This window comes from Polaribacter sp., from assembly GCF_036480315.1.
Taxonomy (GTDB): Bacteria; Bacteroidota; Bacteroidia; order Flavobacteriales; family Flavobacteriaceae; genus Polaribacter.
In genome coordinates this window covers 16,997-30,744 of record NZ_JAZGGG010000023.1, presented here as the reverse complement: position 1 = coordinate 30,744, position 13,748 = coordinate 16,997, and the positions used below count along the sequence as shown (strand labels likewise).

14 protein-coding genes are annotated in these 13,748 nt (G+C 28.3%); 9 read left to right on the top strand and 5 right to left on the bottom strand.

Annotated features, from left to right (window positions below; genetic code table 11):
• Positions 1 to 34 precede the first annotated feature (34 nt).
• From fabG to V3V28_RS04825, 4 genes are all read left to right on the top strand, one after another.
• A complete protein-coding gene (gene fabG / locus V3V28_RS04840) occupies positions 35 to 781 on the top strand; it encodes a 3-oxoacyl-[acyl-carrier-protein] reductase (RefSeq protein WP_331363902.1) in 747 nt (248 codons plus the stop codon).
• 243 nt (positions 782 to 1,024) lie between these two features.
• Positions 1,025 to 2,908, top strand: a complete 1,884-nt coding sequence (locus V3V28_RS04835) for a VWA domain-containing protein (RefSeq protein WP_331363901.1) — start codon at positions 1,025 to 1,027, stop codon at positions 2,906 to 2,908.
• Positions 2,909 to 2,981: 73 nt separating this feature from the next.
• Entirely contained in the window at positions 2,982 to 3,371 is a 390-nt protein-coding gene (locus V3V28_RS04830; RefSeq protein WP_331363900.1) for an acyl-CoA thioesterase, read from the top strand.
• A 195-nt stretch (positions 3,372 to 3,566) separates the two neighbouring features.
• Positions 3,567 to 4,397: a prohibitin family protein gene (locus V3V28_RS04825; protein ID WP_331363899.1), complete on the top strand. Its 831-nt coding sequence runs from the start codon at positions 3,567 to 3,569 to the stop codon at positions 4,395 to 4,397.
• A gap of 78 nt (positions 4,398 to 4,475) precedes the next feature.
• On the opposite strand, the gene V3V28_RS04820 is transcribed toward V3V28_RS04825, so the two are convergent.
• The 3 genes from V3V28_RS04820 to V3V28_RS04810 all read right to left on the bottom strand — a co-directional run bounded on the left by V3V28_RS04820 (position 4,476) and on the right by V3V28_RS04810 (position 6,229).
• Positions 4,476 to 4,961: a hypothetical protein gene (locus tag V3V28_RS04820; RefSeq protein WP_331363898.1), complete on the bottom strand. Its 486-nt coding sequence runs from the start codon at positions 4,959 to 4,961 to the stop codon at positions 4,476 to 4,478.
• Between the two features lie 146 nt (positions 4,962 to 5,107).
• Positions 5,108 to 5,770: an HAD family hydrolase gene (locus tag V3V28_RS04815; RefSeq protein WP_331363897.1), complete on the bottom strand. Its 663-nt coding sequence runs from the start codon at positions 5,768 to 5,770 to the stop codon at positions 5,108 to 5,110.
• 42 nt (positions 5,771 to 5,812) lie between these two features.
• Entirely contained in the window at positions 5,813 to 6,229 is a 417-nt protein-coding gene (locus V3V28_RS04810) for a thiol-disulfide oxidoreductase DCC family protein (RefSeq protein WP_331363896.1), read from the bottom strand.
• Between the two features lie 179 nt (positions 6,230 to 6,408).
• Between V3V28_RS04810 and V3V28_RS04805 the strand changes: the two genes are divergently transcribed.
• Genes V3V28_RS04805 through V3V28_RS04790 form a run of 4 tightly spaced genes read left to right on the top strand, consistent with a single transcriptional unit; the run spans position 6,409 to position 10,717 of the window.
• On the top strand, positions 6,409 to 7,101 hold the full coding sequence (locus V3V28_RS04805) for an ABC transporter ATP-binding protein (protein ID WP_331363895.1): 693 nt from the start codon (positions 6,409 to 6,411) through the stop codon (positions 7,099 to 7,101).
• A gap of 1 nt (position 7,102) precedes the next feature.
• Positions 7,103 to 8,335: an ABC transporter permease gene (locus V3V28_RS04800; RefSeq protein ID WP_331363894.1), complete on the top strand. Its 1,233-nt coding sequence runs from the start codon at positions 7,103 to 7,105 to the stop codon at positions 8,333 to 8,335.
• Between the two features lie 2 nt (positions 8,336 to 8,337).
• Positions 8,338 to 9,582 carry an ABC transporter permease gene (locus V3V28_RS04795; protein ID WP_331363893.1) on the top strand — a complete coding sequence of 415 codons (1,245 nt, stop codon included), beginning with the start codon at positions 8,338 to 8,340 and terminating at the stop codon, positions 9,580 to 9,582.
• Between the two features lie 19 nt (positions 9,583 to 9,601).
• Positions 9,602 to 10,717, top strand: a complete 1,116-nt coding sequence (locus tag V3V28_RS04790; RefSeq protein WP_331363892.1) for an efflux RND transporter periplasmic adaptor subunit — start codon at positions 9,602 to 9,604, stop codon at positions 10,715 to 10,717.
• Between the two features lie 76 nt (positions 10,718 to 10,793).
• Here V3V28_RS04790 and V3V28_RS04785 read toward each other — a convergent pair whose 3' ends face one another.
• The gene (locus V3V28_RS04785; protein WP_331363891.1) at positions 10,794 to 11,606 is read right to left on the bottom strand and encodes a DUF1853 family protein; all 813 of its coding nucleotides are present in this window, start codon (positions 11,604 to 11,606) and stop codon (positions 10,794 to 10,796) included.
• A 57-nt stretch (positions 11,607 to 11,663) separates the two neighbouring features.
• Here V3V28_RS04785 and V3V28_RS04780 point away from each other — a divergent pair, with 57 nt between their 5' ends.
• Positions 11,664 to 12,335 (top strand): DUF2461 domain-containing protein, encoded by a 672-nt coding sequence (locus V3V28_RS04780; RefSeq protein ID WP_331363890.1) that lies wholly within the window; start codon positions 11,664 to 11,666, stop codon positions 12,333 to 12,335.
• 34 nt (positions 12,336 to 12,369) lie between these two features.
• Here V3V28_RS04780 and V3V28_RS04775 read toward each other — a convergent pair whose 3' ends face one another.
• Positions 12,370 to 13,707, bottom strand: a complete 1,338-nt coding sequence (locus tag V3V28_RS04775) for an MATE family efflux transporter (RefSeq protein WP_331363889.1) — start codon at positions 13,705 to 13,707, stop codon at positions 12,370 to 12,372.
• Between the last annotated feature and the right edge of the window lie 41 nt (positions 13,708 to 13,748).

Here is a 13,748-nt window from a genome sequence, read left to right as displayed (position 1 = left end):
TTTTTATATTTGAATATCAACTAAATACTACAATATGAAATTATTAGAAAATAAATCAGCAATAATTACAGGAGCAACAAGAGGAATTGGACGCAGTATTGCAATTGAATTTGCAAAACAAGGTGCAAACGTTGCTTTTACGTATAGTTCTTCTGTAGATGCTGCAAATGCATTAGAAGATGAGTTAAAAGCTTTAGGGATTAATGCTAAAGGGTATCAATCAAATGCTGCAAATTTTGATGCTGCACAAGAATTAGCTAAAGATGTTTTAAAAGAATTTGGTGCTATTGATATTTTAGTAAATAACGCAGGTATAACAAAAGACAATTTATTAATGCGAATTTCTGAAGATGATTTTGATAAAGTTATTGAAGTTAACTTAAAATCGGTTTTTAATTTAACAAAAGCAGTAATTAGACCAATGATGAAACAAAGAAATGGTTCTATTATAAACATGAGTTCTGTTGTTGGTTTAAAAGGAAATGCAGGTCAATCTAACTACGCAGCTTCTAAAGCTGGTATTGTTGGTTTCTCTAAATCTGTGGCTTTAGAATTAGGTTCAAGAAATGTTAGAAGTAACGTAGTTGCACCAGGTTTTATAGAAACAGAAATGACAGCAAAATTAGATGAGGCAACTGTGCAAGGTTGGCGAGATGGAATTCCTTTAAAAAGAGGAGGACAGCCAATAGATATTGCAAATGCTTGTGTGTTTTTAGCTTCTGATATGGCTGCTTATATTACTGGACAAACGTTATCTGTTGATGGAGGAATGTTGACTTAAAATTTATTTTTCAAAAAATATAAAACCTGTAACAATTAAACGTTACAGGTTTTCTTTTTTTAGATAGTTCTTTATATCTTTCACAATAAATAAAAACTATTGCAAACTACTACTATTTTATACATCATTCTTGCCTTGTTATTGAGTTTTTCAGTAGCGTTTTTTCAATATTTCTATAAGACGAAAAATAAATCTAAAGTTAATATTTTACTCTTTGTTTTAAAAACATTGAGCCTTTTTTTATTGATTTTACTATTGATAAACCCAACAATTAAGAAAACCGAACTACAGAATAATAAACCTGTTTTGGCCGTTTTAGTTGATAATTCTAAATCAATTCCTTTTTTTAAGGAAGATAACAATGTAAAGGAATTAGTTTCTAATATTAAGAATAACAAAGCGTTAAATGATAAGTTTGATGTAAAAGAATTTACATTTGGTAGTTCATTGCAAATTTTAGATTCACTATCATTTAAAAAAAATGAAACCAATATTTCTGATGCAATTTCATCAGTAAATGAATTGCATAAAGGTAAAATTGCTCCGATTATTTTATTAACAGATGGAAATCAAACAATTGGAAACGATTATGAATTTATAAATTCTAATCAAAAAGTATATCCTGTAGTTTTTGGTGATACATTAAAATACAAAGATTTAAAAATAGATCAGTTAAACGTAAATAAGTACAGTTATATTAAAAATAAGTTTCCTGTTGAAGTATTGTTGAATTATGATGGTAATGAAACTGTAAACACTCAATTTTCAATATTTAGCAAAGGAAAAACTGTTTTTACACAGAAAGTACTGTTTTCTTCAAGTGAAAAATCGATGACAATTACTGCAAATTTAACATCAACCAAAGAAGGATTGCATTTTTATACAGCTTCAATCAGAAAAATAGAAGGAGAGAAAAATATCAAAAATAATATCAAAAATTTCTCTATAGAAGTAATTGATGAACAAACAAAAGTATTGATTTTAACATCAGTTTTACACCCAGATATTGGTGCATTAAAAAAATCTATTGAGAGTAATAAACAACGTTTTGTAGATGTCTTTTTAATCAATAAATTTAAGGATGAATTAAATGATTTTCAACTGGTTGTATTGTATAATCCGAACAATCAATTTAATGAAATAATAAGCGAATTAAAACAAAAAAACAGTAACTATTTTATAGTTTCTGGCGCAAATACAGATTGGAACTTCATCAATAAACAACAACTAGGTGTTACTAAAAAAGCCATCAATCAAACAGAAAATTATGGTGCAGTTTATAATGATAACTTTCTAACTTTTTTACAAAAAGATATTGGTTTTAATCAGTTTCCGCCATTAAAAGATAAATTCGGAGAAATCATTTTATCAAAAGAACATCAAGTTTTATTGTTTCAAAATATAAACGGTTTACAAACTCAACAACCATTATTAGCAACTTTTGAGCAGAATAGTCAGAAATTAGCAATTTTATTTGGAGAGGGAATTTGGAAATGGAGAGCTGCAAGTTTTTTAAATTCCAATTCATTTCAAGAATTTGATGAGTTTATGGGGAATTTAATTCAATATTTGGCATCAAACAAAAAGAGAAACCGTTTAGAAATAACTGCCAAAACTCTATATCCTGCAAACTCAACCATTAATATTGCTGCTTTTTATACCGATAAAAACTATAAGTTCGATACAAGAGCAACATTAGAGATTACAGTTACTAATATGGACACTAAAAAAGTTACCAAGCTTCCTTTTTCTTTGATGAACAATTCTTATCAGGCAGAAATAGAAGATTTGCCTTCAGGAAATTACTCGTATAAAGTAGCTGCTAGTGGACAGAACATTAATAAATACGGACGATTTAAGATTACTGATTATCAAATTGAAGAACAGTTTACAAATTCTAATGATAAAAAATTAGAAATACTAGCAAATAAAACAGAAGGAAAGCTATTTTATAAAGATCAACTTTTATCTCTAACAAAAGAATTATTAGAAAAAAAATTTTTTTATACTACTCAAAAAGAGATTGTTATAAAACTAAATTTAATCGACTGGAAATGGATTTTATTCTTTGTAATTGGTTTATTCACTACAGAATGGTTTATCAGAAAATACTATGGTAAAATTTGATTTTGCAATTACTATTACTTGATTTTTCTTATAAATAGCAAGAACTTTGCAATGGAGATAAAAAATAAGAATTATGAAATTTCACACTAGAAAATGGGTAAAACCAGAAGATTTAAATCCAAATGGAACTTTATTTGGTGGCAGATTATTACAATGGATTGATGAAGAATTAGGTATTTACGCAATTATTCAATTAGAAATATCTAGAACTGTTACAAAATACATGTCTGAAATTGATTTTGTAAGCTCTGCAAAACAAGGCGATATTATAGAAATTGGTATGGAAGTTCTAGCTTTTGGTAATTCTTCAATAACTTTAAAATGTACTGTTAGAAACAAGTTAACACACAAAACTATTATTGAAATAGATAAAATTGTGATGGTTTCTTTAGATGAAAATGGCAACCCTAAAAGCCATGGAAAAACAAAGGTTGAATATGTTAAAGATAGATTAAAAGACTAATTTTTAAAAAACAGTTTAACGTTCTTGTATAATAAGGTTACTAAATATCATTCAGGGATTGAGAATATGCATGAAGTAGAGAAATTTTTATAGCATTATTATAATTGTTAGAAACATCTAATGAAGATTGTACATATATAGATTGCGTGTAAAGAAGTTAAATTGTAAATTTGAGGTTCACATAAAAAATAAAAAATGGCAACAAAACAACCAGAATTTAATTTTCCAAAAGGAGGATTATTTTTTATCATATTAGCAGTAGCAGCAATTATTTTATTCTCTAAAGCAACAGTAACAATAGGACCTGGAGAAGGAGGCGTAATTTTTAAGTCTTTAGGAGATGGTATAGATACTGAAAAAACATACGGCGAAGGATTTCATATTATGATGCCTTGGAACAAGATGATTGTTAGAAAAGTGCGTCAGCAATCTATTTCTGATGAAATGAATGTACTTTCTGTAAATGGTTTAGAAGTTAAAGTAAACGGAACAATTTGGTACGAACCAGAATTTGTTAATTTAGGAAGTTTAATTAAAACAAAAGGAGAAGATTACGAACGCGAATTATTAGATCCAGCAATTAATGCAGCAGCAAGAAGTGTAGTTGGGCGTTATACACCAGAACAATTGTATTCTAGTAAAAGAGATGTTATTGAGCAGGAAATTTTAGATGAAGTTACTAAATTACTAGATGGCCAGTTTTTAACAGTAAAAAGAGTTTTGGTAGAAGATGTAAAACTACCACCAACTATTAAGCAAGCTATTGAAAGAAAATTAAAGCAAGAACAAGAATCTTTAGAATATGAATTTAGATTAGTAACAGCACAAAAAGAAGCAGAAAAAGTAATTATAGACGCTAAAGGTAAGGCTGAATCTAATCGTATTTTAAGTGCATCTTTAAATGATAAAATCTTACAAGAGAAAGGAATTGAAGCAACCCTTAAATTAGCTGAATCGCCAAACAGTAAGGTAATTGTAATTGGTTCTGGTAAATCAGGATTGCCAATTATTTTAGGAAATCAATAAGAAGTTAGCACCTTTATAACATAAAAAAAAATCCAGCGATAGCTGGATTTTTTTTATACTTTATTTTAAATAAATATATTATAATTTTTCCAATCGAAGAATTAGCCTGTCTTTAAGTAATTTTAATTCCTCCATTATTTTTCGATGTGTCAGTATTGAGTCTGTCAATTTTTCTTGAATTATAATAGATTTGTTCTTTAGACTGTTTTGACTTAAACTGATAACTAATTCCTTTTCTAATTCTCCCTTTATGTGATCAAGAGAATAAACTTGAAGTATTGAGTCACTTATTCTTTTTTTTAAAGAATCTATTTCTTGATTTTCTATTTTAAGTTCTTCTATTAAGTTAATAAAACTATTATTGGAACTAGAATGTGCACAACCTAACCTTTCTGACCGTTTATTTTTTGCACAAAGGCTCATACGTTCATAACTAAAGTCGTTAGAAGTTGTATTTAAAATCGGTTGGCTAGTTTTATTATTCAATTTAATTTTTTCATGATACATATCACATTTAACAACTTGAAACTGTTTTATTTTATTTTTGATTTGTAGAATTGTCATTTCAATAATTATTTGTTAAGTCAATTACTTTTTTTCATTTTACTCAACTTTTACAAGGAAATGACGTTGTTTAAATGACTTAAATTGATAATTAACGAAGTTCGTTTTCTTTAAAGAGAAAATAAAGAGTGAAAATACCTGTTTTTTTAAATAAGTTTTTTCAATCGCTTAAAATTATTGATAATAAAATCTGCGTTTTCTAAAGTTTGTCCTTCAGAAAGTGGGTTTTTATATCCAAAGACAAAAATACCTGCATCGTTAGCAGCTTTTATTCCATTGTCTGAATCTTCTATGATAACACAGTTTTCCTTTGGTGTATTTCCTAAAATTGCAGCTTTGTTGAAAATTTCTGGATGGGGTTTCGATTCAGTTAAATCTGCACCACTAATTTTTGCAGTAAAATATTCATTTAAATGGAATCTATTAAAAACTCTATCAATATTTATCATGGCAGAAGAAGAAGCTAAAATTAGTGTAATTCCTCTGCTGTGAAAGTGTTTAATAATTTCTTCAACACCTAAAACCAAATGTAATTTTGGGTCGTTTTCAAAGAAATTTACATATCGTTTACGTTTAACTAAAACCAATTCTTCAGGATTATTATCTAACTTAAAATGAGCAACTAATCGCTGAAAAGCATTTATAGTAGAGGAACCTGTAAAAGATTTATACAATTCATCAGAAACATTAACTCCTAACGAATTAAAGGTTTCATAATATGCTTTTTTGTGGATTTCTTCAGAATCTATAATTACACCATCCATATCAAAAATGACACACCTAATTTTTTTTTCTAACTTCTTTTTCATTATTTTTTCTATACTATAGTTTATAAAATGGGTATTTATTCTTTAATCTAAAAATTTTGCTTTTAATGCTGCCGTAGGAATCATGCAACTTTCTTTTTTACCAAACCATTTATAACGGTTTTTAGCAATATAATCATAAACGAAGTTTCTAAAACCTTCAGGAAAAACCCAAAGTACTTTTGTTAATTGCCAGATTCCGCCAAAATCACTCATCACTTTTAAGGCAGCAGTAGATTTTACATCATAAGAAACGTCAGCTTCAAATAAAATAATGGAATCTATTTTAGAAGTATCAATATTTAATTTGTTAATAATTTCTTGTCCCGTTTTAGATTGTAAAGCAGCAAATAAAAAATTATTTTTTTTATCATATTTAATCACTTTTGTAATTGAGTTATTACATAAATTACAAATACCATCAAATAAAATTACTTTCTTATTATTAGGGATATCAACCATTTAAACTCTTTAATAATTATCAATTGCAAAGATACTTTAAGTTTTTCCGATTTTCTTGTAACATAATTTATTTTGACGCGTCTTATGTTTGTATTTCTGTTATTAATTTTTGCTTTTAACAAAAAATTAGTAATCGCTATCAATAGCAATTAATACATTTATATTTAAATAACCAACCAATGATTAAAATAGAAGAACTGCACAAATCTTATCCTATAGGTAAAGATTCTCTACACGTTTTAAAAGGAATTGATTTACACATAAAAGAAGGCGAATTCGTTTCTATTATGGGTTCTTCTGGTTCTGGTAAATCTACGTTGTTAAACATTGTTGGTTTATTAGATGTGCATGATGAAGGTAATTATTACTTAAATGGACAACTAATTAAAAACCTGAACGAGAAAAAAGCGGCTATTTTAAGAAATAAATTTTTAGGCTTTGTTTTTCAGTCTTTTAACTTAATATCATACAAAACAGCTTTAGAAAATGTTGCTTTGCCATTGTATTATAAAGGAATGAAAAGAAAAGAACGTTTACAAGTAGCGTTAGATTATTTAGAAAAAGTAGGTTTAAAAGATTGGGCAAATCATTTACCAAGTGAACTTTCTGGTGGACAAAAACAACGTGTGGCAATTGCAAGAGCTTTGGTAACAAAACCTAAAGTTGTTTTAGCAGATGAGCCAACAGGTGCATTAGATTCTACCACAACAGATTCTGTTATGGATTTGTTAAAAGATATTAATGACGAAGGAATGACTGTTTTTGTAATTACGCATGAAGAAGAAGTTGCAGAACAGACAAAAAGAATTGTACGTCTAAAAGATGGTTTAATTATTAGTGATGAATTAACCAAAGCAGCAAAAGCAGTTTAATATGTTTGATTTAGATCGTTGGAGAGAAATATTTCAAAGCATTAATAAAAACAGGTTACGTTCTGTAATGTCTGGTTTTACTGTTGCTTTTGCAATTTTACTTTTTACGTTATTATTTGGTGTTGCTAATGGACTTGGTAACTTTTTTAAAGGAGCTTTTGCAGACGATGCACAAAACTCAATGTTTGTAAGAGTTTGGAAAACGTCTAAACCTTTTAAAGGACTACAAACAGGAAGAAGAATACAATTAAATAATGATGATTATAATTATGTAACAGATGAATATGAAAATAAAATTCAATATAAATCTGCAAGAATTTATAAGAATTTTTCAATCAAGTATAAAAGTGAAGCAAGTAACTATAATATAAGAGCTGTAAATCCTGATCATCAATATTTAGAAAAAACAATTATAGATGAAGGTAGATATTTAAATGAAAGAGATCTTAAACAAAAATCTAAAGTTTTAGTTATCGGTAGATTAATTAAAAATGATTTATTTGGAGAAAAACCAGCTTTAGGAAAACGGGTAAATGTAAAGGGAAGTTCTTTTTTAATTATTGGGATTTTTTCTGATGAAGGTGGAGATAATGAAGAGAGAATGGCATATATGCCAGTTACTACAGCACAAATGATGTATGGTAATAACGATTATATCAGTCAGATAAATTTAGGCTATAACCCTAATTTAAGTACAGATGCCGCTATTGCTTTTGGTCATAAATTAGAACGTGATTTACGTAAAAGGTTAAGCATTCATCCAGATGATCAAAGTGCACTTTCTGTTAGAAATATGGCAGAAGCTAATAAATTTGTAGGATTGTTAATGTTAGCACTGTTTTTTATTATTGCTTTTATTGGTTCTGGAACTTTAATAGCAGGAATTATAGGAATTTCTAATATTATGATTTTTGTAATAAAAGAACGCACAAAAGAATTCGGAATTAGAAAAGCTTTAGGTGCAGTGCCATCTTCAATAGTTGGTATGGTTGTACAAGAATCCGTTTTAATTACAACTATTGCTGGTTATGCAGGTTTGTCTTTAGGAACTTATATTTTAAATTTAATTGGTAACAGTCTAGAAGAACAATATTTTATTAAAGACCCAAGTGTGAGCTCTGGAGTTGTAATTGGAGCCACTATTGTATTAATCTTATCAGGATTAATTGCAGGATATGTGCCAGCAAAAAGAGCTGCAAATATTAAACCCATAGAAGCATTAAGAGCAGATTAATTATGAAATTTTTATTCGATTCAGATACTTGGCAAGAAATTTACGGAAGCATTCGTAAAAATAAATTGAGAACAGCTATTACTATAATTGGTGTATTGTGGGGGATTTTTTTATTGGTAGTTTTGTTAGGATCTGCAAGAGGTTTAGAAAATAGTTTTAATAAAAGGTTTGGTAATTTTGCAACAAATAGTGTTTTTGTTTGGACACAATCTACAGATAAACCTTTTAAAGGATTTCAAGAGGGAAGAAGATTTACATTAACTATGAATGATATAGATGTTCTAAAATCTGAATATTCTGAAGAAATTAAATTATTAGCACCAAGAAACCAAACAAGTAACTTAATAATAAAAGACTTTAAATCTGGTAATTTTCAAGTAAGTGGAGATTATCCAATATTAGATCAAATTCAGAAAAAACAATTATTATACGGTCGTTTTTTAAATCAGAATGACATTTTATCAATTGCAAAAGTTGCAGTAATATCTGAAGATATGTATAAGCAATTATTTGATCTTGGAGAGTTTCCGATTGGGCAATTAATAAAAATAAATAGCATTAGTTATAAAGTTATTGGGGTTTATAAACCTTCAAATACTATAAATTTTGATGGAGATTGTGCATACATTCCTTTTACAACTTTCAAAAAAGTTTATAATACGGCAAACAAAGTAGATTGGATGATGATTACTGCTAATGAAGGTACAGATATTGAGCAGATGGAAAAAGACATCTTGCTAACGTTAAAGAATCTTCATAAAGTACATCCAGAAGATGAAAGGGCATTTGGTAGTGTAAATTTAGGGAAAGAAATAGGTAAAGTAACCGGTTTTTTAACAGGTATGCAGTTTTTAACTTGGTTTGTAGGTATTTCTACATTAGTTGCAGGAGTTTTTGCAATTGGTAATATCTTATTAATTACTGTAAAAGAAAGAACAAAAGAAATAGGAATTAGAAGAGCATTAGGTGCTACACCAAAAAGTATAAAACAGCAAATTATTTTAGAATCTGTTTTTCTTACAACCATTGCAGGTATGTTGGGTATTATTTTTGGGAGTGCAGTTTTAATGTTTATTGATTGGAAATTAGGCTCTGGAGGAGAAGGAGTTTTAATAAACCCAACAGTAAACATACCTATTATATTGATAGCATTTGTCACGCTAATAGTTTTAGGAACCTTAATAGGATTAATTCCTGCACACATGGCAACAGTAATAAAACCAATAGAAGCATTAAGAGAAGAGTAAAATTAATTAACCATAAATCATGAGCAAGAGATCAAAAATTATTTTAGGAATTATAGTATTATTATTTGCAGTAGCATTAATATGGTTCGCTAAAAAAAATAAGAAAGGTATTGTAGAATTCGAAACTGAAACTGCATTTAGAACAACAATTGTTAAAAAAACGGTTGCCACAGGTAAAGTTGTTCCATTAGAGGAAATTGAAATTAAACCTCAAATAACAGGTATTATTGACAAAATATTATTGTTAGAAGGCTCTAAAGTTAAGAAAGGAGATTTAATTGCAACGGTAAGAGTTGTACCTAATGAACAATCTTTAATTAGTGCTAAAGGTAGAGTTAACAATGCTCGGTTAAGAATTAACAACGCTGAAGTCTCTTACAAAAGATCAAAAAATTTATTTGATAAAGGTGTAATTGCAAGAGCAGAATATGAAGGTGTAGAGTTAACATATAACCAAGCCAAACAAGATTTAAAAAATGCTCAAAACGATTATCAAATAATTAAAAGAGGTTCTGCAAGTTCTGGCGGAAGTGCAAATACAAATATTATTGCGCAAATGTCTGGTACTATTTTAGAAATTCCTGTAAAAGAAGGGGATCAAGTAATTCAGTCAAACAATTTTAACGCTGGTACAACAATAGCATCTATTGCAGACATGAGTAAAATGATTTTTGAAGGAAAAGTTGACGAATCTGAAGTTGGTAAACTAGTAAAAGGAACAGATATTGAAGTTTCAATAGGTGCAATTGAAGGAATAAAATTCCCAGCAAAACTTAACTTTATTGCTCCAAAAGGAACAGAAGAAGGCGGCGCAGTGCAATTTACAATTAAAGCAGATGTTTCATTAGATGACAAATTCTTTATTAGAGCAGGTTACAGTGCAAATGCTGATATTGTTTTAGTGAAAAAAGATAGTGTTTTATCTATTAAAGAAGCATTATTAAGATTTGATAAAAAAACAGAAGAGCCTTATGTAGAAGTAAAAAATGGTGAAGGTACTTTTGATAAAAAAACAGTAAAACTAGGAACTTCAGACGGAGTAAATGTTGAAGTTTTAGAGGGTGTTACTAAAGATGATGAAATCAAAATTTGGAACAAAGCTTCTAAAGATGATAAGAAAAAAGATAATGACTAATTATTAAAGTTAGTTGATTTTAAAAAGAGGAACTTATATAAATAAGTTCCTCTTTTTTTTATGTCTTGAAAACTAACTACCACCAAATTAAAAAGAATTTTTCTATTTCACCATTTGTTTTTTTTATCCAACAAAGAGGTGAAAAACTTCGTTCTAAATATTCATCAGCTTTTTCTTTAAATTGAGGAAAAGACTGCCAATTAATATTTTTATACGGAATTACCAACCAATCTTTTTTATTAGGAATATAAAATTTACAATCAGAAAATTGTTCTAATTCGTTCTTGTTGATGTAAAAACCAGCTATACAATTAGTATTTAGTTTTTTAAATTGAATGTTTTTATTAGAAATAGGCACAAACAATTGTGCTTTAAAATAAACTTGTTGCTCAATATTTTCGAATGATAAATTGACTGTTTTTAAATATTCTAAACATTCATTAGAGTAGAGTAGTGGTAACTGTTTTTCTTTCAATTTTATTAGTTTTTCAACTAAAAAATCTTTTCTATTCGGGCCAATAAAATGTTCAATTTCGGTTTCTCCAACGGATGCATCATACAAATAGAATTTATAAATAACCTCTAAATGAATTGGTTTTCTATCTTTTAAAATGATAGAATTTAATTCGCCAAGTGTAATTTTTTCTTTTTGAATTTGAATGTTTTCAGAAATAATTTCTATAGACGGATTCTGGTTTAATTCAATAGAAACAAAACGCTCAACATATTTACCAAGCCTTAATTTATCATTAAGGTCTATATCAATTTTTGTTGATTTTGGTGTAATTTTAAATTGTTGCATATCATAAACTGCATTGTCTTTCCACAAACAAGAAGTTTGTAAATAGCCATCATACCTTTTTTGAATGTCTTTTGTTTTTTGATGCATTTCAAATTCGAAGTTACAAATCTATTTTGTAAATTGAACTTTTAAAACTTCAATAAAATGCAATTCGAAAAATCAGCTTTTAAATTTCTTCAAGATTTACAAAAAAACAATAATAGAGATTGGTTTACAGAATACAAACCAGTTTTTGTTAATATTCAAAGTAAGATTAAAGAAGTATTTTTAGAAATGCAAGAAAACCTAGAAATGCATGATGAGATTGAAAAAATGAAAATCTATAGAATTTATAGAGATGTTCGTTTTTCAAAAGATAAAACACCTTACAATCCAAGGTTTGCCGTTTCTTTCTCTAGGTTAGGAAAACATTTACGAGGTGGTTATTTTTTGCAAATTAAACCAGGAGAAACTCTTTTGGGTGGTGGGTTTTGGCAACCAGAAAAAGAAGATTTACAAAGAATTAGAAAAGAAATAGAACAAGATGCTTCAGAATTTAGAGAAATCTTGCAAGACAAAGAGTATCTAAAATACTTTGGAGGACAATTTGGTGGAGATGAATTAAAATCTGCTCCAAGAGGTTTCGATAAAGAACATAAAGACATTGATTTATTGCGTAAAAAAGGATTTGTTGCAATCAGAAACTTTACAGATGCAGAAGTTTTAGATTCAAATTTTTTATCAGAATTAGATGTTACTTTTAAAGCATTGCGACCGTTTTTTAATTTATTTAGCGATGTTTTAACAACTAATTTGAATGGAGAAAGTTTGGTTTAGTTTAAAGTTTTTATTTTAACAACCATTAATTTAATTATTGAAGATTCTTATCAATCTCGCGTTTTAAAACAATCATTGTAACAATTGTGGCTAAAACATCTGCAATAGGGAAAGACCACCAAACACCATTTACACCATAATACATTGGTAAAAAATAGGCTAATGGAATTAAGAATATTCCTTGTTTTAATAATGTTAAAAACAATGCTGGTATTGCTTTTCCTGCTGCTTGAAAGTATGCCGAACCAATTAATTGCATAGTTACAACTGGCGTTACTGTAAAAACAATTAATAAAGCATTTGGCGTTTTTTCTAATAATGTTGCATCATTTGTGAAAATCCAAATAATTTGTTCTTTAAAAATTAGAATGGCAATAAAAATGATTGTCCCCAAAATAGAACCAAAATAAATAGATTTCTTAATGGTTTCTTTTACTCTATCATTTTTGTTAGCGCCAATATTATAACCCGCAACAGGTAAAAAACCTTGAGAAACTCCCATTACAGGTGAAAGTGCAAACATCATAACTCTATTTATAATTCCGAAAACTGCAATAGAAATTTCTCCTCCGTATTTATAAAGTGAATAGTTTAAGACAATCATTAAGATACTTATTGCTCCTTGTCTAACTACAGAAACTCCACCTAATTCTACAATTTCTCTAACAATTTTAAAATCTAATTTAAAGTTCTTCGGAATAATTTTCAATTCACTTTTAGAAGATAAAAAGAAATATAAAATATACAAACCACAACTTGCATACGCAATGGATGTTGCTAAACCAGCGCCATACATTCCCCAATCGAAAAGTTTTATAAATAAAATGTCAAGTAAAACATTTAAAACAGCAGGTACAATCATTGCATACATTGCAAATTTAGGTTTTCCTTCTGCTCTAATTGTTGGGTTTCCCATCATGGCAAATGCTAAAAATGGTACGCCATAAAGTATAACATCAAAATATTCGGATGCAATTGGCAAAATAGCACCTTTTGCGCCGAATAAATTCAAAATAGGAACACTATAAATACTTCCTAAAATAACAAAAAGAATAGCTAAAATAACAGTTAAACAAACTTGATTTCCGAAAGTTAAAAAAGCTTTATCTGAATTACCAGAACCTAAAGCTCTAGATATAATTGAACTTCCTCCAATTCCAATTCCCATTCCTATAGAAGAAATTAGAAATGCAATTGGCAACACAACTGTAATTGCTGCAATTGCCAAAACACCAATCCATTGTCCTACAAAAATGGTGTCAACAATCATATTTAAAGACATTACAAGAATTCCTATGGTTGCAGGGACAGCTTGTTTTATCAATAATTTGCTTATTTTTTCGGTACCTAATTCGCTTGCTAATTTGTTCATAAAAGTCTTACAAAGAAAGTAATTATTTACTGTTTTATCGA

Bases quoted from the DNA above. Each gene is read 5' to 3' on its own strand.
- V3V28_RS04780 (WP_331363890.1), top strand. From the start codon at position 11,664: ATGCAATTCGAAAAATCAGCTTTTAAATTTCTTCAAGATTTACAAAAA.
- V3V28_RS04800 (WP_331363894.1), top strand. From the start codon at position 7,103: ATGTTTGATTTAGATCGTTGGAGAGAAATATTTCAAAGCATTAATAAA.
- V3V28_RS04795 (WP_331363893.1), top strand. From the start codon at position 8,338: ATGAAATTTTTATTCGATTCAGATACTTGGCAAGAAATTTACGGAAGC.
- V3V28_RS04805 (WP_331363895.1), top strand. From the start codon at position 6,409: ATGATTAAAATAGAAGAACTGCACAAATCTTATCCTATAGGTAAAGAT.
- V3V28_RS04830 (WP_331363900.1), top strand. From the start codon at position 2,982: ATGAAATTTCACACTAGAAAATGGGTAAAACCAGAAGATTTAAATCCA.
- V3V28_RS04825 (WP_331363899.1), top strand. From the start codon at position 3,567: ATGGCAACAAAACAACCAGAATTTAATTTTCCAAAAGGAGGATTATTT.
- V3V28_RS04815 (WP_331363897.1), bottom strand. From the start codon at position 5,770: ATGAAAAAGAAGTTAGAAAAAAAAATTAGGTGTGTCATTTTTGATATG.
- fabG (WP_331363902.1), top strand. From the start codon at position 35: ATGAAATTATTAGAAAATAAATCAGCAATAATTACAGGAGCAACAAGA.
- V3V28_RS04820 (WP_331363898.1), bottom strand. From the start codon at position 4,961: ATGACAATTCTACAAATCAAAAATAAAATAAAACAGTTTCAAGTTGTT.
- V3V28_RS04790 (WP_331363892.1), top strand. From the start codon at position 9,602: ATGAGCAAGAGATCAAAAATTATTTTAGGAATTATAGTATTATTATTT.
- V3V28_RS04775 (WP_331363889.1), bottom strand. From the start codon at position 13,707: ATGAACAAATTAGCAAGCGAATTAGGTACCGAAAAAATAAGCAAATTA.
- V3V28_RS04785 (WP_331363891.1), bottom strand. From the start codon at position 11,606: ATGCATCAAAAAACAAAAGACATTCAAAAAAGGTATGATGGCTATTTA.
- V3V28_RS04810 (WP_331363896.1), bottom strand. From the start codon at position 6,229: ATGGTTGATATCCCTAATAATAAGAAAGTAATTTTATTTGATGGTATT.